General features: G+C 72.7%; 15 protein-coding genes. 7 read left to right on the top strand and 8 right to left on the bottom strand.

Annotation, left to right across the window (positions count from 1 at the left end; translation table 11 throughout):
- Positions 1 to 37 precede the first annotated feature (37 nt).
- Positions 38 to 1,405, bottom strand: coding sequence for an FAD-dependent oxidoreductase (locus FHU30_RS33700; RefSeq protein WP_253881506.1), 1,368 nt, complete (start codon positions 1,403 to 1,405; stop codon positions 38 to 40).
- A complete protein-coding gene (locus FHU30_RS33705; RefSeq protein ID WP_253881511.1) occupies positions 1,395 to 2,378 on the bottom strand; it encodes a tryptophan 2,3-dioxygenase in 984 nt (327 codons plus the stop codon). The genes FHU30_RS33700 and FHU30_RS33705 overlap by 11 nt, the downstream gene beginning before the upstream one ends.
- A gap of 295 nt (positions 2,379 to 2,673) precedes the next feature.
- Between FHU30_RS33705 and FHU30_RS33710 the strand changes: the two genes are divergently transcribed.
- The 3 genes from FHU30_RS33710 to FHU30_RS33720 all read left to right on the top strand — a co-directional run bounded on the left by FHU30_RS33710 (position 2,674) and on the right by FHU30_RS33720 (position 5,272).
- Positions 2,674 to 3,330 carry an RNA polymerase sigma factor gene (locus FHU30_RS33710; protein WP_253881513.1) on the top strand — a complete coding sequence of 219 codons (657 nt, stop codon included), beginning with the start codon at positions 2,674 to 2,676 and terminating at the stop codon, positions 3,328 to 3,330.
- Positions 3,323 to 4,297, top strand: coding sequence for a CU044_5270 family protein (locus FHU30_RS33715; protein WP_253881515.1), 975 nt, complete (start codon positions 3,323 to 3,325; stop codon positions 4,295 to 4,297). Before FHU30_RS33710 ends, FHU30_RS33715 begins: the two co-directional genes overlap by 8 nt.
- Before the next feature lie 141 nt (positions 4,298 to 4,438).
- Entirely contained in the window at positions 4,439 to 5,272 is an 834-nt protein-coding gene (locus FHU30_RS33720) for a phosphoribosylaminoimidazolesuccinocarboxamide synthase (protein WP_253881517.1), read from the top strand.
- Between the two features lie 6 nt (positions 5,273 to 5,278).
- Here FHU30_RS33720 and FHU30_RS33725 read toward each other — a convergent pair whose 3' ends face one another.
- Both FHU30_RS33725 and FHU30_RS33730 read right to left on the bottom strand, forming a co-directional pair.
- Positions 5,279 to 6,055, bottom strand: coding sequence for a methylenetetrahydrofolate reductase (locus FHU30_RS33725; protein ID WP_253881519.1), 777 nt, complete (start codon positions 6,053 to 6,055; stop codon positions 5,279 to 5,281).
- Positions 6,056 to 6,074: 19 nt separating this feature from the next.
- Positions 6,075 to 6,749 (bottom strand): MarR family winged helix-turn-helix transcriptional regulator, encoded by a 675-nt coding sequence (locus tag FHU30_RS33730; RefSeq protein ID WP_308211449.1) that lies wholly within the window; start codon positions 6,747 to 6,749, stop codon positions 6,075 to 6,077.
- 45 nt (positions 6,750 to 6,794) lie between these two features.
- On the opposite strand from FHU30_RS33730, the gene icmF reads away from it, so the two are divergent.
- The 3 genes from icmF to FHU30_RS33745 are packed head-to-tail and all read left to right on the top strand — an operon-like array spanning position 6,795 to position 13,119.
- Positions 6,795 to 10,007 (top strand): fused isobutyryl-CoA mutase/GTPase IcmF, encoded by a 3,213-nt coding sequence (icmF, locus tag FHU30_RS33735; protein ID WP_253881521.1) that lies wholly within the window; start codon positions 6,795 to 6,797, stop codon positions 10,005 to 10,007.
- A 44-nt stretch (positions 10,008 to 10,051) separates the two neighbouring features.
- Entirely contained in the window at positions 10,052 to 10,771 is a 720-nt protein-coding gene (locus FHU30_RS33740) for a helical backbone metal receptor (RefSeq protein ID WP_253881523.1), read from the top strand.
- A 26-nt stretch (positions 10,772 to 10,797) separates the two neighbouring features.
- Positions 10,798 to 13,119 (top strand): TerD family protein, encoded by a 2,322-nt coding sequence (locus FHU30_RS33745; RefSeq protein ID WP_253881525.1) that lies wholly within the window; start codon positions 10,798 to 10,800, stop codon positions 13,117 to 13,119.
- A gap of 85 nt (positions 13,120 to 13,204) precedes the next feature.
- Here the strand turns inward: FHU30_RS33745 and FHU30_RS33750 are convergent, their stop codons facing one another.
- Both FHU30_RS33750 and FHU30_RS33755 read right to left on the bottom strand, forming a co-directional pair.
- Positions 13,205 to 13,933: a TetR/AcrR family transcriptional regulator gene (locus FHU30_RS33750; protein ID WP_253881527.1), complete on the bottom strand. Its 729-nt coding sequence runs from the start codon at positions 13,931 to 13,933 to the stop codon at positions 13,205 to 13,207.
- Positions 13,934 to 13,935: 2 nt separating this feature from the next.
- On the bottom strand, positions 13,936 to 15,087 hold the full coding sequence (locus FHU30_RS33755) for an acyl-CoA dehydrogenase family protein (RefSeq protein ID WP_253881535.1): 1,152 nt from the start codon (positions 15,085 to 15,087) through the stop codon (positions 13,936 to 13,938).
- Between the two features lie 224 nt (positions 15,088 to 15,311).
- Between FHU30_RS33755 and FHU30_RS33760 the strand changes: the two genes are divergently transcribed.
- Positions 15,312 to 16,415 carry a calcium:cation antiporter gene (locus FHU30_RS33760; RefSeq protein WP_253881537.1) on the top strand — a complete coding sequence of 368 codons (1,104 nt, stop codon included), beginning with the start codon at positions 15,312 to 15,314 and terminating at the stop codon, positions 16,413 to 16,415.
- 6 nt (positions 16,416 to 16,421) lie between these two features.
- Here FHU30_RS33760 and FHU30_RS33765 read toward each other — a convergent pair whose 3' ends face one another.
- Both FHU30_RS33765 and FHU30_RS33770 read right to left on the bottom strand, forming a co-directional pair.
- Complete coding sequence (locus tag FHU30_RS33765; protein WP_253881539.1) at positions 16,422 to 16,880, bottom strand: DUF1003 domain-containing protein; 459 nt, start codon at positions 16,878 to 16,880, stop codon at positions 16,422 to 16,424.
- Positions 16,881 to 17,398: 518 nt separating this feature from the next.
- Complete coding sequence (locus FHU30_RS33770) at positions 17,399 to 17,752, bottom strand: DUF3099 domain-containing protein (RefSeq protein WP_253881541.1); 354 nt, start codon at positions 17,750 to 17,752, stop codon at positions 17,399 to 17,401.
- Positions 17,753 to 17,831: the final 79 nt, after the last annotated feature.

The following is a 17,831-nucleotide window of genomic DNA, read 5'->3' on the forward strand; positions in this document are numbered from 1 at the left end:
GTGCGACGTCTCAGCGGTTGCGAGACGTCGCAGGACGCTAGCGGCGACGTCGTGAGCGGGCGCGGAGCAGGCGGACGGCGGCGGCGGTCAGGACCGTGGCCCCGGCGGCCGCCCCGGCGACGGCGAGGTTCTGCTTCCTGATCCGGGCCGGGATCTCCGCGTAGGGGAGCGTCGAGAACGACACGAGTTCGTAGCGGGAGACGTAGCGTCCGGCGAGGCGCCGTTCCAGGGCGTGCACGGCGGCCTGCTTGGCGCGGAAGACCGGGGACGCGACCTTGTCGCGCATCTCCACGAAGTTCTCCAGCGCCATCTCGGCGATCGCGTCGGTGTTGGCCTTGCGGCGCTCCTGGTACAGCGCCAGCGCGGCGGGCCAGTCGCCGCCCGTCTCGTCCAGGCAGCGGTCGATCTCGATGCAGTCCTCGAACGCGCAGTTGGCGCCCTGCCCGAAGAACGGGACGATCGCGTGCGCGGCGTCGCCGAGCAGCGCCACCGAGGCGCCCTCGCCGGTCCGCACCCACGGCCACGCCCGGACGGTGACCAGCGACCCGACCGGGTTCTGCGCGAAGTCGTCGGCGAGGTCCGGCATCAGGTCGGCGACGTCGGGGTAGTGCCGCCGGAAGTGCGCGGTGACCGCCTCGGGGGTGGACAGCGCGTCGAAGTCGTCCTTGGGCCAGAACAGCGTGCAGGTGAACGACCGGTCCAGGTTCGGCAGCGCGATCATCATGGCGGTGCCGCGCGGCCAGATGTGCAGCGCGTCGGGGTCGAGCGCGAAGTCGCCGCCGCGCGGCGGGATCGTCAGCTCCTTGTACCCGTGCTCCAGGAAGTCGGTGTCGACGTCGAACGCGCCGCCCGGCCGGACGCCGCGCCGGACCGCGCTGTAGGCGCCGTCCCCGGCGAAGACGACGTCGGCGGACTCGGTGACCGTGCCGTCCGGACCGTCCAGGGTGAGCTTGCCGGACGCGGTGTCCACACCGCTGACCTTGTGCTCGAACCGCAGCGTCACGCCGGGCGTCGCCTCGGCGGTGTCCAGCAGCGCGGCGTTCAGCTCGGCGCGGCTGATCGAGTTGATCGCGCGCGTGCCGTCGGCGCTGTAGGACTGGAAGTTGGTCGCGCCGCCGCGAGGGTGCACCATCCGGCCGTGCATCGGCAGCGCCCGCGCGAGCGCGGACTCGCGCAGCCCGACCTGCTCCAGCGCGGCCAGCCCGCGCGCGGAGATCGCCAGGTTGATCGACCGGCCGCGCTCGGCCCCCGCCACGCGCGGGTCCGGACGCCGCTCGTACACCGTCACCGCGATGCCGCGGCGTCCCAGCAGGGTCGCCAGCAGCGCGCCCGCCAGGCCCGCGCCGACCACGGCGACGCGCCGCGCCTCCCCCTGCGGGGCCACCCCGGACGTCTCACTCGGCATCGTCGCCGCTCCCCTCGCTACCGGCGGACGTTCCGTTGGCGGCGCTCCGCCCAGTGTCGGCGGACGTTCCGGTATCGGCGCTCCGCCCGGTGTCGGCGGACGCTTCTGTGGCGGCGGGCGTTTCGGTGGCGGCGCTTCGCTCCGTGGCGGCGGACGGTTCGGTGGTGACGGTCTCGTCGATGCGCGAGCGGACCTCCCACAGGTCCGGGAAGGCCGGGACGAACAGGGTGGAGCGCAGGTAGTCGGCCCCGGCCGAGCCGCCGGTGCCGAGCTTGGCGCCGATCGTCCGCTCGACCATCTTCACGTGCCGGTACCGCCACTCCTGGACGCCCTCGTCGATGTCCACGAGCGCCTCGCACACCTCGGCGGCGGGGCCGCCGTCGTCGGCGTACACCTTCAGCAGCGCCTCCTGGACGCCCGGGTCGGACCGCCACGGCGCCGACGGGTCGCGCCGCAGCGCCGCGTCCGGGACGGGGTAGCCGTGCGCGGACAGGTAGCGCATCAGCGAGTCCATCAGCGAGCGGCGCGCGACCGCGGCCTTCAGGCCCTCGTCGTCGCGCAGGTCGGACGCGGGGAAGGTGCGGCGGCCGAGCACCGCCTCGATCTGCCGGAACTGCGCCGACTGGAACCCGCTGGAGGTGCCGAGCGCGTCGCGGAAGGAGGCGAACTGGCGCGGGGTCATGGTCTCCAGCACGTCCAGCTGCCCGACCACGGTCTTGAGGATCTTGGCGATCCGGCGCGCGGTGCCGAGCGCACCGGCGCTGTCGCCGTCCTCCAGCCGCCGCTGCAGCAGGTCCGCCTCGTGCAGGATCTGCTTGAACCACAGCTCGTACACCTGGTGGATGATCACGAACAGCAGCTCGTCGTGCGCGCGGGTGCGCGGCTCCTGGCAGTCCAGCAGCCGGTCCAGCGCCAGGTAGCCGCCGTAGGTGAGGGCTTCACCGTCCGGACGGCCGCTCGCCGGTTCGCCCATCGCCTGTCCTCCTTCGTCCCCGTCCGCCCGGCACGCCGATGTGCCGGACGGCCACACGCAGAACAGCGTCAAACGGGTGGATACATCGCAGACTCTATGAAGGCGGGCGGACGGCATGTCAGGGGAGGAGCTCAACCCTTTTCTCCTCCAGCTATACCCATCCCGTTATGGCCCGAACCGGTACCCGCCACTCCCGTCCCGCCCGCACCGGGAAAGCGATCGGCGCGATCGGTGAAGCATGGGTGTCCGATCAACCGAAACCCTCCGCGGAGACGCCCATGATGGATCTGATCGCGTGACCGCCGACCTGGCGTCCGGCCGTGCGCGACATGCCGGCGGGCCCGCCGCCCACCCGGCCGGCGGGCCGGGCGGCGGCGCCCGGGACGGCGAGCCGGCCGGCGGGATGGACGACGCGCGGCTGGCGGCGGCGATCCGCCGCGATCCCGACCTGTTCACCCTCGTGTACGACCGGTACTTCCGCGACGTGTACCGCTACGCGGCCGGACGGCTCGACACGCAGGCGGGCGAGGACATCGCCGCCGAGACGTTCTGCACGGCGTTCGCCACCCGCGACCGCTTCGACCCCGAACGCGGCGGCCTGCGCCCTTGGCTGTTCGGCATCGCCACCAACCTCATCGCCCGGCACCGCCGCCAAGAGGCCCGGCACTACAGGGCCCTGTCGCGCAGCGGCGCGCAACCGGCGGAGGGCAGCCACGAGAACGGCGTGCTGACCGCCGTGGCCGCCCGCCGGATGCGGCCCGAGCTGGCCAGCGCGCTCGCCTCCCTCAACCAGGGCGAGCGGGACGTCCTGCTGCTGCTGGCGCTGGCCCAGCTCGGCCACGACGAGATCGCCGAGGCGCTCGGCATCTCCTACGGCACCGTCGGCTCCCGCCTGAGCCGCGCCCGCCGCAAGCTCGGCAAGGCCCTCGACAAGGAGAAGTTCCATGGATGACGACCTGCTGGCCATAGCCGACACCCTGGCCAAGGACGACCCCTCGTCCGACGTGGTGGACCGCCGCCGCCACCAGCTCCAGAACGCCATGCGGGGCGGCGGTACCACCGCGTCCCACGGCCGCCGCCGCATACTGTGGGCGCTCGGCGGCACCGGCCTGACCGGCGTCGCCGCCGCAGGGGTGGCCGTCGCGCTGCTGGCCGGCTCGTCCGGCACGGCGACCACGCACGGGACCGGGCCGCGCGCGGGCGCGAGCCCCGCCGCGACCGCGATGAGCACCCGCCAGGTGTTCCTGGTCGCGGCCGAGAGCGCCGCGCGCGAGCCGGAGCGCATCGGCAAGTACTGGCACCTGGCCATGCTGGAGAAGGACGCGCAGGGCAAGATCGTTCCGGACCAGTCCTACGACCGCTGGTTCCTGCACGACGGACGGCACTACTCCAGCGGCGCCAAGACCGACTACAAGCCGTGGCTCGACCGCTTCGGCGAGCGCGGGTTCCGCATCGGCGGGCCGGTGCTCAGCTTCGAGGAGGTCCGCGCGCTGCCGTCCGATCCGGACGCGCTGGTCAAGCGGCTGACGACCCTCGTCAAGGACGCGCACATCCGCACCAGCGCGGGCGAGCTGAACGCCAAGGACCGGCGGATCCAGGTCCTGGACGACCTGTTCGTCCTGTCCACGCAGGCGCCGGTCACCGCGAAGGTCCGCGCCGCGGCGTTCCGCGCGCTGGCGGCCGCGTCCGAGGTGAAGAGCCTCGGCCCGGTGCGCGGCGGGCAGGGCCTGCGGCTTCCGATGCCGGGGCCGGACGGCGGCACGCAGGACGTGGTGCTCGACCCGACGACCGGCCGGATGATCAACTCGTCCGAGTACGTCGACTACCAGGGCGGCTTCATGACGATGGAGAAGGGCCACTACATGACCATCGTCGCCGAGTGGACCGACACCCTGCCGAAGAACTCCCGCCGCGGCTGACCGCAGCCATGCGCGGCTGACCGCAGCGGACGCCCCGGCCCCCGGCCTCGCCTCCGGGCCCCGGCCGCCCGGGGCCGGGGCGTCCCGTTACACTCCTGGTCGGACGACCTGGGGAAACGAGAGCTGAGGGCAACGATCCGCATGGAACTGATCCACTCGGGCAAGGTCCGCGACGTCTACGCCGACGGGGACGACCTGGTCCTGGTCGCCACCGACCGGGTGAGCGTGTACGACGTGGTGCTGCCGACCGAGGTGCCCGACAAGGGGAAGATCCTCACGCGGCTGTCGCTGTGGTGGTTCGAGCAGCTCGCGGACGTCGTCCCCAACCACGTGATCTCGGCGACCGACGTGCCCGCCGAGTTCGCCGGGCGGGCGCTGCGCGTGCAGCGGCTCACGATGCTGCCGGTGGAGTGGATCGCGCGCGGCTACCTCACCGGGCTCGGACTCAAGCAGTACCAGAAGGACGGCCGGGTCTCCGGCGTCGAGCTGCCGCCCGGGCTGGTCGAGTCCGACCGCCTGCCCGAGCCGATCTTCACACCGACGACCAAGGCGACCGAAGGCCACGACGAGTTCATCACCTATGACGAGATGGCCGCGCAGATCGGCGCCGACACCGCCGCGCGGCTCCGCGAGACCACGCTGGAGGTCTACCGGCGCGGCGCCGCGCTCGCCCTGGACCGCGGGATCATCATCGCCGACACCAAGCTGGAGTTCGGCCGCGCCGCCGACGGCACGCTGGTGCTCGGCGACGAGGTGCTGACGCCCGACTCGTCCCGGTTCTGGCCCGCCGACGAGTACGCGCCCGGACGCACCCAGAACTCGCTGGACAAGCAGTTCGTCCGCGACTGGTCGGCCACCGTCGACTGGGACCGCACCCCGCCCGGCCCCGAGATCCCCGAGGACATCGTCGAGGCCACCCGCGCCCGCTACGTCGAGGTCTACGAGCGCCTCACCGGCGACCGCTGGACAGCCTGACCACGCTTACCGGCGACCGCTGGAGCGGCTGAACCCGCGGGCTCCGAGCCGCGCTGCCACGTCGGCGTACCGCGACACCGGCACCAGGTGGACGCCGTCGAACGCGCCCGAGGCCCTGATCGCCTCGATCTGCGCGCACGCGGCGTCCACACCCGCGTCGGGGTCGCGGTCGACCGCGTCCACCAGGTCGTCCGGGATCGCGATGTCGGGCATGGCAGCGGTGACCCGGCGCGCCATCCGGCCGCTGGCCAGCACCAGCACGCCCGCGTAGACCGGACCGTCCAGGGCGGCGGTGTCGCGCCAGCGCATCAGGTCGTCCGTCGCGTAGGTGACCTGCGTCAGGACGAAGTCGGCGGCGCGCTTCCACGCCGGGACGGGGCGCAGCCCGGTGGTGACGCCGACCTCGAACGGCGGCGCGTCCTCGAAGGCGCGCGCCTCGTCGATCATCGTCCGGACGGTCAGGTCCCCGGCGCGCCCGCCCGCGCTCGGCCGGTCGCCGTAGACGAACAGCAGCCGCCGCACGCCGTAGGTCGCCGCCGTCAGCAGGTCGCGGCGCAGCCCCACCAGGTTGCGGTCGCGGGAGTTCAGGCAGGCCACCGGCGCCGCGCCGAGCGCGGCGACCTCGTGCGCGACGGTCAGGCTGGACACCGTCGCCTGCCCGACGCGGGTGTCGGGGACCAGGAAGGAGCCCGCGACCGGGCCGAGCACCTCGATCTGGTGCCGCACGCGGGACAGGTCCGGACGGGTCGGGGGCTCGATCTCGCAGAGCAGCTCGAAGGCCATGCCCCGACCGTAAGCCGGGTCAGCCCGCTTCGTCTGCGGCCCGGACGCCACTCCCGTGGACATCCGGCACCGCCTCGCCCTCCGCGGGCCCGCCCGGCAGGCCCTCGTCCCGCGCAGCGTCCCTCGTGGAATCGTGAGCGGGCGGGTTGCGGGGGAGGTCGCCGGCGGAGGCGCGGACGGCGTGCAGGGCGCCGGTGATTGCGGCGGCCTGGGCGGGGGAGAGTCCGGGGAGACCGAAGTCGGCGTCGTGCAGGGCGGCGGTGGCGGTCTCGGCCAGGTCGCGGCCCGCGCCGGTGATCGTCGCGAGGACGACCCGGCGGTCGTCGGGGGAGGGGCGGCGGCCGACCAGGCCGCGGGCCTCCAGGCGCCCGATCACGTTGGTGACCGAGGCGGCGTGCACCATCAGGCGCTCGCCCATCTTGCCCATGGGGAGGGTGCCGGTGCGGGTGAAGGCCAGCAGGCGCAGGGCCTCGTAGGCGGCGAAGGTGAGGCCGTAGGGCTTCAGCACCGCCTCGACCCGGCTCAGCAGCAGCTGCTGGGCGCGCATCACCGAGGTCACGGCCGCCATCTGGTCGGCGTGGGCGGGCCACCGCGCGCTCCACTGGCGGTGCGCCTCGGCGATCGGGTCCAGGGAGTTTCGGCCGGTCACGGCCCTACCGTACGGCACCCCGCCGCCCTTGACCGATTCGCTCACGGTTATTATTTTAACTTCTAAATATTGGATGTCCAAGGAGTTGTGATGTCGGGATCGCTGCACGTGCCGGTGCACCCGGTGCGGTTCGTCACGGCGGCCGCCCTGTTCGACGGGCACGACGCGGCCATCAACATCATGCGGCGCATCCTGCAGGGGCAGGGCGCCGAGGTGGTGCACCTCGGGCACGACCGGTCGGTGCGCGAGGTCGTGGACGCGGTGCTGGAGGAGGACGCCCAGGGCGTGGCGATCAGCTCCTACCAGGGCGGCCACGTGGAGTACTTCGAGTACCTGGCGCGCAGCCTGAAGGAGGCCGGGGCCGAGCACGTGCGGGTGTTCGGCGGCGGCGGGGGAGTGATCGTCCCCGCCGAGATCACCCGGCTCGCGGGCGCCGGAGTGAAGATCTTCTCCCCCGAGGACGGCCAGCGCCTCGGCCTGCCCGGCATGATCAACGAGCTGGTCCGGGACGCCGACGTGGACCTGGCCGCCGAGCCGTCCGGGGTGGACGAGGTGCTGTCGGGGGACCGGCGCGCCCTCGCCCGCGCGCTCACCTGCCTCCAGGCCGGACGCTACGACCAGGTGGACGCGCTGCGCGAGGCGGCCGCCTCCCGGAGCGTCCCCGTGCTCGGCATCACCGGCACCGGCGGCTCCGGCAAGTCCTCGCTCACCGACGAGCTGGTCCGGCGGCTGCGCGTCGACCAGCAGGACAAGCTGCGCGTCGCGGTGCTCGCGGTCGACCCGACCCGGCGGCGCGGCGGCGGCGCGCTGCTCGGCGACCGCATCCGGATGAACTCCCTGGACGGCGACCGGGTGTTCTTCCGGTCCCTGGCCACCCGCGGCGCGCGCGAGCTGCCCGACCACGCCGACGACATGATCGCCGCGCTGAAGGCCGCCGGGTACGACCTGATCATCCTGGAGACGCCGGGCATCGGGCAGGGCGACGCCGCGGTCGTCCCGCTGGTGGACGTCTCGCTGTATGTGATGACGCCCGAGTTCGGCGCCGCGTCCCAGCTGGAGAAGATCGACATGCTGGACTTCGCGGACGTCGTGGCGATCAACAAGTTCGAGCGGCGCGGCGCCGCCGACGCGCTGCGCGACGTGTCCCGCCAGCTGATCCGCAACCGCGAGGCGTTCGGGGCCAGGCCCGAGGACATGCCGGTGTTCGGCACGTCCGCCGCGACCTTCAACGACGACGGCGTCACCGCCCTGTACCAGCACCTGGCCGGCGCGCTCGGCGAGCACGGGCTGCGGCTGGAGGACGGCACGCTCCCGAAGGCGACCACCAAGGTCTCCACCGGCGCCGCGCAGATCATCCCGCCGAACCGCATCCGGTACCTGTCGGACATCTCCGAGACCGTCCGTGGCTACCACGCCGAGACCGAGAAGCAGGTCGCGGCCGCCCGCCGCGCGCAGCGGCTGGAGCTCGTCCGGGACGAGCTGACCGACACCGGCGAGATCGACGCGAAGCTGGAGGAGGCGCGCCGCGCCGTCGCGCCCGAGGCCGCCGAGCTCATCGCGCAGTGGCCCGCGACCGTCGAGGCCTACTCCGGGGACGAGCAGGTCGTCCGCATCCGGGACAAGGAGATCCGCACAACGCTGACGCGCGAGTCGCTGTCGGGCAACCGCATCCCGCGCGTGGCGCTGCCGCGCTACGAGGACCACGGCGAGCTGCTGCGCTTCCTGCGCCGGGAGAACCTGCCCGGCCGGTTCCCCTTCACCGCCGGGGTGTTCCCGTTCAAGCGCGACAACGAGGACCCGGCGCGGATGTTCGCCGGCGAGGGCGACCCGTTCCGCACCAACCGCCGGTTCAAGCTCCTCAGCGAGGGCCAGCCCGCGACGCGCCTGTCCACCGCGTTCGACTCGGTGACGCTGTACGGCCGCGACCCCGACGAGCGTCCCGACGTGTACGGCAAGGTCGGCACGTCCGGCGTGTCGATCGCGACGCTGGACGACATGAAGGCGCTCTACGACGGGTTCGACCTGTCCTCGCCGACGACCTCGGTGTCGATGACCATCAACGGCCCGGCCCCGACGATCCTGGCGTTCTTCCTCAACACCGCCATCGACCAGGGGATCGAGGCGTTCCGCGAGGAGCACGGCCGCGAGCCGTCGGACGCCGAGGCCGCCGGGATCCGCGCCCGGGTGCTGACGACCGTCCGCGGGACCGTCCAGGCCGACATCCTCAAGGAGGACCAGGGCCAGAACACCTGCATCTTCTCCACCGAGTTCAGCCTGCGGATGATGGGCGACATCCAGGAGTGGTTCATCGCCAACGGCGTCCGCAACTTCTACTCGGTGTCGATCTCCGGCTACCACATCGCCGAGGCCGGGGCGAACCCCATCAGCCAGCTCGCGTTCACCCTGGCCAACGGGTTCACCTACGTGGAGTCCTACCTGGCGCGCGGGATGGACATCGACGACTTCGCGCCGAACCTGTCGTTCTTCTTCTCCAACGGCATGGACCCCGAGTACAACGTCATCGGACGCGTCGCCCGCCGCATCTGGGCCGTCGCCATGCGCGAGCGGTACGGCGCCAACGAGCGCAGCCAGAAGCTGAAGTACCACGTCCAGACGTCCGGGCGGTCCCTGCACGCGCAGGAGATGCACTTCAACGACATCCGCACCACGCTGCAGGCGCTCATCGCGATCTACGACAACTGCAACAGCCTGCACACCAACGCCTACGACGAGGCCGTCACCACCCCGACCGCCGACTCGGTCCGGCGCGCCCTGGCCATCCAGCTCATCATCAACAAGGAGTGGGGCCTGGCGATGAACGAGAACCCCCTCCAGGGGTCGTTCATCATCGACGAGCTGACCGACCTGGTGGAGGAGGCGGTGCTCGCCGAGTTCGACCGGATCAGCGAGCGCGGCGGCGTGCTCGGCGCGATGGAGACCGGCTACCAGCGCGGCCGCATCCAGGACGAGTCGATGCTGTACGAGCAGCGCAAGCACGACGGGACGCTGCCGATCGTCGGCGTCAACTACTTCCGCAACCCGAACGGCGACCACGAGCACGGCGCCTCGCTGGAGCTGGCGCGCGCGACCGAGGCCGAGAAGCAGTCGCAGCTGGACCGCGTCCGCGCCTACCAGGCCGCGCACCAGGGCGACGCGGAGGCGGCGCTCACCGCGCTGAAGGAGGCCGCCCGCTCCGGCGACAACGTGTTCGCCGTGCTGATGGACGCGGCGCGCGTCTGCAGCCTCCAGCAGATCACCGACGCGTTCTTCGAGGTCGGCGGCCAGTACCGCCGCAACGTCTGACCCGCCCGGAGCCGGGGAGCGGTGGACGTGAGAGTCTCGCGGGCATGAGAGTCGTCTCGCTGGTGCCGTCGCTGACCGAGTCGGTCGCGGCGACGGCACCGGAGGTCCTGGTCGGCGCGACCGACTGGTGCAGCCACCCCGCCGACCTCGCGGTCACGCGCGTGCGCGGCACCAAGAACCCCGACCTGGAGGCGGTCAAGGCGCTGCGCCCGGACGTGGTGCTCGCGAACGCCGAGGAGAACCGCCCGCCCGACATCGCGCTGCTGCGTGCCGCCGGGATCCGGGTCTGGATGACCGACATCCGCACGGTGGACGACGCGTTCCCGCAGCTGCGCGCGATGCTGGTGGACGGCTGCGGGCTGCCCTCGCCCGCCTGGCTGGACGAGGCCGAGCGCGCCTGGGCCGCGGTCGAGCCGCTCTCCCCGCCGCGCCGCGCGGTCATCCCGATCTGGCGGCGGCCGTGGATGGTCGTCGGCCGGGACACCTTCACCGGCGACGTGCTGCGCCGCCTCGGCGTGGAGAACCTCTACGCCGAGCATCCCGACCGGTACCCGAAGATCCCGGTCGAGGAGCTGAACGCGGCGCGGCCGGACCTGGTCGTCCTGCCGGACGAGCCGTACGCCTTCACCGCCGAGGACGGCCCCGAGGCGTTCCCCGGCGTGCCGTTCGCGCTGGTCGGCGGGCGGCACCTCACCTGGTACGGGCCGTCCCTGGCCGAGGCGCCGGGGGTGCTGCGGCGGGAGCTCGAAAACGGAATGCCCTGACGATCCCGGTTTGCCACGATGGCCGGATGAAGACCGACCTGGAGTCCCTCGTCGTCCGGCACGCCCGCCGCGTCCCCGTGCCCGCCGGACCGGCGCCGGCAGGACCGGCGACCGCGGCGACCGGGGACGGCGCGGAGGCGGCGCGCCGGTTCGACGTGGCGCTGATGGCGGCCGGGTTCAAGCTGTCGGGCGACCTGCTCGCCGCGCTGTCTCGGCTGGACGGCCAGACCGTCGTCAGCCTCGCGGTCCGCACGCTCGCGACCGTCCGGGAGATGGTCGGCGAGCACGTGCGGCACAACACCTACTTCATCGCGTTCCCGAAGAACGTCCCGGACACCTTCGAGTTCTGGATGGACCGCGTCCGCGCGACCTTCCTCGACGCCGCCGACCAGGAGAAGGCCGCGGCGCTGCTGTCCGAGGGCGTCCTGGACCTGCTCACGCTCCCGGGCTACGGCGAGTACCAGCACACCTACGAGCGGATGCTGGCCGTCCAGCACGAGCTGATCGCCTCCGCCCGCGACCGCGTGACCGTCCTGCACCTCGGCGCCGACCTGGACGCGGAGGTCCGGCGGCTGTACCTGTCGCTCGGCGGCAGCCCGACCCCGCTGAACGAGGACGACGCGCGCGACCTGGCCGTCCTCGCGGCGCAGTGCGTGCACGGCCCGCAGCCCGCGGAGATCCCGGTGCGGGAGATCCGCGCCGTCATCAACGCCGCGCGGGTCGAGGCCGGCGCCGAGCCGCTGCTCGACACGGCGACCGACGTGCTGCGCCTCGCCTGCGCGCTCGCGGGCGGCGACGTGACGCTCCAGGAGCCGACCCGCTTCCCGGCCTTCCCGCGCCGCGTCCGCCGCGTCCTGCTCGGCGGCCTCGACGCCGTGATCGCGGACGCGCCGGGCAAGCTCGCCGACGTCGGCGTCCACCGCGAGCGCTGGAAGCGCCTCGGCGAGCGCCTGCACCCGCACGAGTACCCGCGCTGGCCGCACGCCGCCAGCGCCTTCGCCGTCGCGCGCGGTGACAGGGCCGCGCCGACCCCGGACGCCCGGATCGAGGCGCTGCTCGCGGCGGGCGACGTCCGCGGCGTGCTGGACCTCCTGTCGGCCATGCCCGGACGCCTCTTCCGCGCGCTGGACCGGCTGCTGCGCCTGCCGCTGCTCCCCGCCGAGCAGGAGGCCGTCCTCGCCGCCGCCGAACGCACCGCCAAGGACGTCTCGGGCCGCGTCCTCCTCTCGCTGCGCGAGCACCTGGACAACCGCGTGACGGGAAGCAACCGCGCGGGCCTGGACGAGAGCGCGAAGCCTGCCGTGCGCGGGGACGTCCAGGGGCACGCGGTTCCCGAAGCGCGGAAGAAGCGGGGCAAGCGCGGCACGAAGGGCGCGTACGACGGGCCGTACCGGGTGTTCGTCAACCGGCGCGGGCGGGCGTGGATGGCGCCGGAGGCGCGCGCGCCGATTCCCGCGCCGGTGCGCGAGCGGCTGGGCGTCCTGCTGGACGCGGAGATCGCGCGGCGGCTGCCCGTCCCCGAGCGGCTGCTGGTCCATCCGGACATGCTGGACGTCGCGCTCCCGCTCAGCGGGCGCGCCGCGGCGGCGGGCCTCGGCGTGCTGCCGCGCGGGTCCCGCTCGCGCGTCGAGGGCGAGGTGCTGCGCTTCTTCATGTACTGGAAGCAGCGGACCCACAGCACCGACTACGACCTGTCGGCGCTCATGCTGGACGCCGGGTACGCCAACCCGGCGTGGATCTCCTACACCAACCTGCGGGACGGCGCGGGCGAGCATTCCGGCGACATCGTCACCGCTCCCGAGGGCGCGAGCGAGTTCATCAACATCCGGCTGTCGCGGTTCACCGGCGAGTCCATCCTGCCGCAGGTGAACATCTACTCCGGCGAGGGCTTCGACGAGGTCGAGGAGTCGTTCTTCGGGTTCATGACGCGCGACCTCGACCAGGCGGGACGCCCGTTCGAGGCGCGGACCGTCCGGATGAAGTCGGACCTGCGCGGCCCCGGCCGGGTCGCGCTGCCGCTGGTGTTCCAGCGCGGCCGCGACGGCGCGTGGACGGCCCTCTGGCTGCACCTGTACCTACAGGGCATGCCGGCCCAGAACCGGGTCGAGCAGAACCGGGTGACGGTCACGGCGCTGCTGCGCGCGTTCGCCGACCGCCGCTACCTGACCGTCGCGCACCTGGTGGACCTGATGGCCGGGCAGGGCACCGAGGTCGTCCGCTGGGACGGGACGACCCCGCTGGAGGACGGCCGTCCGGTCATCTACCTCGGTCTCGAACGGCCCGAGGGACTGCCTGCGGGCAGCGAGGTGGTCACGCCGGAAAACCTGCGTGACCTGATCCCGGCCTGAGTGTTAGCGTGATCGCGGTGAGGCCATGAGGGGGCTTCCTTCTCACCTATGACCTTAGTCCCCTCGCTCTCCTCGCCACCTGCCTTCAAGAAGCGGGCGCGTCCTCCGCGGGCGCGCCCGCTTCGATTCCCGGCCCCGCTTCGATTCCTGGCCCCGCTTCGATTCCCGGTCCAGGAGGCCCCGGAGCCGCTTCCGGACGCGCCGAGAACAGCGCCTCCAGGCAGGGACCCATGCGCTCGTCCAGCTCGTCCACCGGGACGTTCATCTCCCGCGCCAGGTGCTCGCGGAACAGCGTGTACCCGTAGATCACCGAGGCGAGCGCGGCGTGCGCGGCGTCCACGTCATCGGTCGCCAGCTCGCCGCGCTCGGCGTCGGCGGCCAGCGCCGCCCGGCCCCCGCCCCGGTTCGGCAGGATGCGCGGGCGGTCGTCGCCGTCCAGTACCAGCAGCGTCACCAGCCGGATCGCCTCCGGCGCGGCGATGTTGGACGCCAGCAGCCGCGCCGGCCGCTCGGGCATCGGACCGGCCGAGGCCGCCGCCGCGTCCGCCGCGTTCCGCCGGGCCTCCCCGCGCAGCGCCGAGCGCAGCAGCGCCCGCCGCGACCCGAAGTACTGGTACACCAGCCCCCGGTTCACGCCCGCCTCGTCGGCGACCTCGCGCAGGTTCAGCCCCGCCAGCACGCCGCCCTCGCGGAGCCGGGCGATCGCCGCCCTGCGCAGCGCCTCCTCCGTCGCCTCCCGGTCCCGGACGGCCGGCCTGCCGTCGGCGGACTCGGCCTGGACGGGCCGAGGTCCGGGACCGTCGTCGGCGGTCATGCTCAGACCTTCATGTCCTTGGCGATGATGGTCTTCAGGACCTCGCTGGTGCCGCCGTAGATGCGCGTCACGCGCGCGTCGGTGTACAGCCGCGCGATCGGGTACTCCAGGATGTAGCCGTAGCCGCCGTGCAGCTGGAGGCACTTGTCGACCACGCGGGCCTGGGTCTCGGTGCAGAACAGCTTGGCGATGGCCGCGTCGGCGGGGGTGAGCTCCCCGGCGTCCAGGGCCTCGATGCAGCGGTCCAGCAGCGAGCGCGCCGCCTCCACCTCGGTCTGGCACTCGGCCAGCACGAACTTGGTGTTCTGGAAGGACGACACGGTCTTGCCGAACACCTGCCGCTGCTGCACGTACTCCTTGGCGAAGTCGACGGCGGCGGCCGCCTGGGCGCAGGAGCTGAGCGCGATGCCGAGCCGCTCCTCGGCCAGGTTGTGGGTCAGGTACTCGAAGCCGCGGCCCTCCTCGCCGAGCAGGTCCTCCACCGGGACGCGGACGTCCACGAAGGACAGCTCGGCCGTGTCGGACGAGCGCAGCCCGATCTTCTCCAGCTTGCGGCCGACCGAGTAGCCCTCGCTCTTGGTATCCACGACCAGGATGGACAGGCCCGCGCGGCGGTTCTCCGGCGTGGCGGGGGAGGTGCGCGCGACGATCAGCACCCGGTCGGCCAGCACGCCGCCGGTGATGAAGGTCTTGGCGCCGTTGAGGACGTAGTGGTCGCCGTCCAGCTTCGCGGTGGTGGCGATGCCCGCCAGGTCCGAGCCGGTGCCGGGCTCGGTCATCGCGATCGCGAACATCGCCTCGCCGGAAACGAACGCCGGCAGCCAGCGCTTCTTCTGCTCCTCGCTGGCGTACTTGAGCAGGTACGGCAGGCACAGGTTGACGTGCACGCTGTAGCCGCCGAAGCTCACCGCGCGCCGGGCGCACTCCTCGGCGATGACCGCCTGGTACTTGAAGCTGGTCTCGCCGGCGCCGCCGTACTCCTCGGGGACCTGGATCCCGAACACGCCCAGCTCGCCGAGCTGGTTGTAGAACTCGCGCGGCGGGTGGCCGGCGTGCTCCCATGCCTCGTAGTTCGGCGCCACCTCGGCGTCGATGAACTCCCGGATGGTCTCGCGGAACGCCTCGTGGTCCTCGTTGTACAGCGTGCGGCGCACGTCAGCCCCTTCCCACGGCCGCCGCCGGCGCCCGGCTCGGGGCCGACTTAGCGGAACGCTAAATCATCTCGAAGACGATTCTAGTTCGGCCCGGACGCGCGGTGCGCGACCGGGGCCGTCCCCGGGGCGCGGCGGCCGAAAATTTACCGGGACGAAAGCGGGCAAAGCCGCCTCCACCTGCGCGGACGCCGTTGCAGCCGACCGGCAGCGGGCACGATCGCTACATGATCGCTATCGCTGGTCGGAGGATCACCTGGTCCGGGCTGGTGCCGTGGCTGGCGCTCGCGGCGCTGGCGGTGACCTGGGGGCGGGAGCTGCCGGCCCTGCTCGCCGCGGTGGTGGCGCTGCTGCTGTGCGGGGCGGTGCTCGCCGCGGTGCACCACGCCGAGGTGGTCGCGCACCGGGTCGGCGAGCCGTTCGGCTCCCTGGTGCTGGCGGTCGCGGTCACCGTGATCGAGGTCGCGCTGATCGTCAGCATGATGATCTCCGGCAGCGGCGCCAAGGCCGCCACCCTCGCCCGCGACACCGTGTTCGCCGCGGTGATGATCACCACCACCGGGATCGTCGGCAGCTCGCTGCTGGTCGCGGCGCTGCGCCGGCGCACCGCGGTCTTCAACGCCGAGGGCACCGGCGGCGCGCTGGCCACCGTGGCGACCCTGGCCACGCTCAGCCTCGTGCTGCCGACCTTCACCACCAGCAGCCCGCAGCACGAGTTCAGCCCCTCGCAGCTCGGCTTCGCCGCGGTCGCGTCGGTGGTGCTGTACGGGCTGTTCGTGCTCACCCAGACCGTCCGGCACCGGGACTACTTCCTGCCGGTCGACCGCAGCAGCGGCGGCGTCATCGACGAGGACGGCCATGCCGACCGCCCGTCCGCGCGCGCCGCCTACACCAGCCTGGCGTTCCTGCTTGTCGCGCTGGTCGGCGTGGTCGGCCTCGCCAAGGTCGAGTCGCCGACGATCGAGTCCGCGGTGGCGAGGATGGACCTGCCGCAGGCCGTGGTCGGCGTGGTGATCGCCCTGCTGGTGCTGCTTCCGGAGACCATCGCCGCGGTCCGCGCCGCGTCCCGGGACCGCCCGCAGATCAGCCTGAACCTGGCGTTCGGCTCGGCGATGGCGAGCATCGGCCCGACCATCCCGGTGATCGCGGTCGCGTCCATCTGGCTGTCCGGGCCGCTGAAGCTCGGGCTGGAGCCCGTCCACATGGTCCTGCTGGCGATCACCGTGGCGGTCTCCACCCTGACCGTCGTCCCCGGCCGGGCGACCCTGCTCCAGGCCGGCCTGCACCTGGTCGTGTTCGCGGCCTTCCTCTTCCTGGCCGTCAAGCCCTGACGGGCGTCAGCCGCCCTGCCCGTCCTGCCCGCCGTCCTGCCGGGTGTTCTGCCGTTTCTCCTGCCGGACGTCGTGCCGGCCCTCGGCGACCGCCGCGTGGATCTCCTGGGTGAGCCTGTGGACGATCTCGGTCACCTGGGTGTTGTGCCGCAGCTCCAGCTCCTGCGCCTCGTAGTCGTGGTCGGCCTTGCGGCGGGCGAACTCGGCCTGCCGGTTCTGGCCGATCATCACGAACGTGGACAGGAAGATCGCCTCCAGCGACACGATCAGTGTCAGCGTCTGCCACGGGCTCTTCTCGAAGAAGACCATCCAGACGGCGAACAGCGCCGCGTGGATGTAGACGAACATCATCGAGCCGGCGAACCGGGTGATCAGGTCGGCGACCCGCAGCTGGAGGTCGGCGGCCCGCTCCTTCTCGACGTCCAGCCGGGCGGGGTGCCCGGCCGGTGAGTCCTTGGTTCCCATCGGCCCACGGCCTTCCTCGCGACGGCTTGATCGGCCCCTCACCGTAGGAGCCCGGGCCGCCCGCGGGCAATGGGAAGGCCCGCCCGCGGGCCGTGGGGAGGGCGGTGCCGGGCGGGCCGGGCGGCCTCCGGGGCAGGACGGGCGGAGCGGGACGAGTCGGGCGCGGCGGAAGTTCGCCCGGACGAGGTTTCGGTCCGTGGCCTGATCCGGCCACCGCCAGACCTTGCGCCGCGGCCGGCGGCATGGTCCGGGATGCGGCCGTGCTGGTGGGGTGCGGAGGGGCCGGGACGCGGACCAAGGACGATCTACGCGTTCACCAAGGGAAGGGCTCGGGGACGTCCGGATGAGCCCTGGAGAAAGTAAAAGCGACGCCGGGTGGATACGGGGGCAATCCACCCGGCGTCGCATCATCGGTGTTCCGACGGGGGCCCGGAACACCGGCACGGGCGCCCCGACGGGGGACCAGAGCGCCGGAACAAATCGTACACCGAAACCCCCGGGCCCGAGTCAAGAGAATGTCACGACCCGATTTCTGGTCCATGTCCGGAAATCTCTTTCCGGTCCGGGCCTTCCGGGCTGTCGAAGCGGGCCCGGGACACCGGCTCGCGGCCCCCGTTGGCGACCACGACGCTGATGTAGGGCAGGAACAGAGCGCCCACCACGAACAGGCCCACCACCCACAGCGGCGCACCGGCCATCCCGCTGAAGACCGCGCCGAGGAAGCAGACCGTGCGGATCCCCATCGACAGCAGGTACCGCTTCTGCCGCCGGTTGATGTCCTCGGACAGCGGGCGGGGCGCGTTGGTGACCGTGTACACCACCTGGTCACCGCGATGCTGCCGGACGTGCCCGTGCTGGTGCTTGGCCTTCACAATTCAACGGTAGTCCCCCAGGTGGCGATCGACGACACCAGGTAGGGCAAACCTTCTGGCCGGTCCCGGTAGGGCCCGA

Source organism: Actinomadura rupiterrae (assembly GCF_024172125.1).
Taxonomy (GTDB): Bacteria; Actinomycetota; Actinomycetes; order Streptosporangiales; family Streptosporangiaceae; genus Spirillospora; species Spirillospora rupiterrae.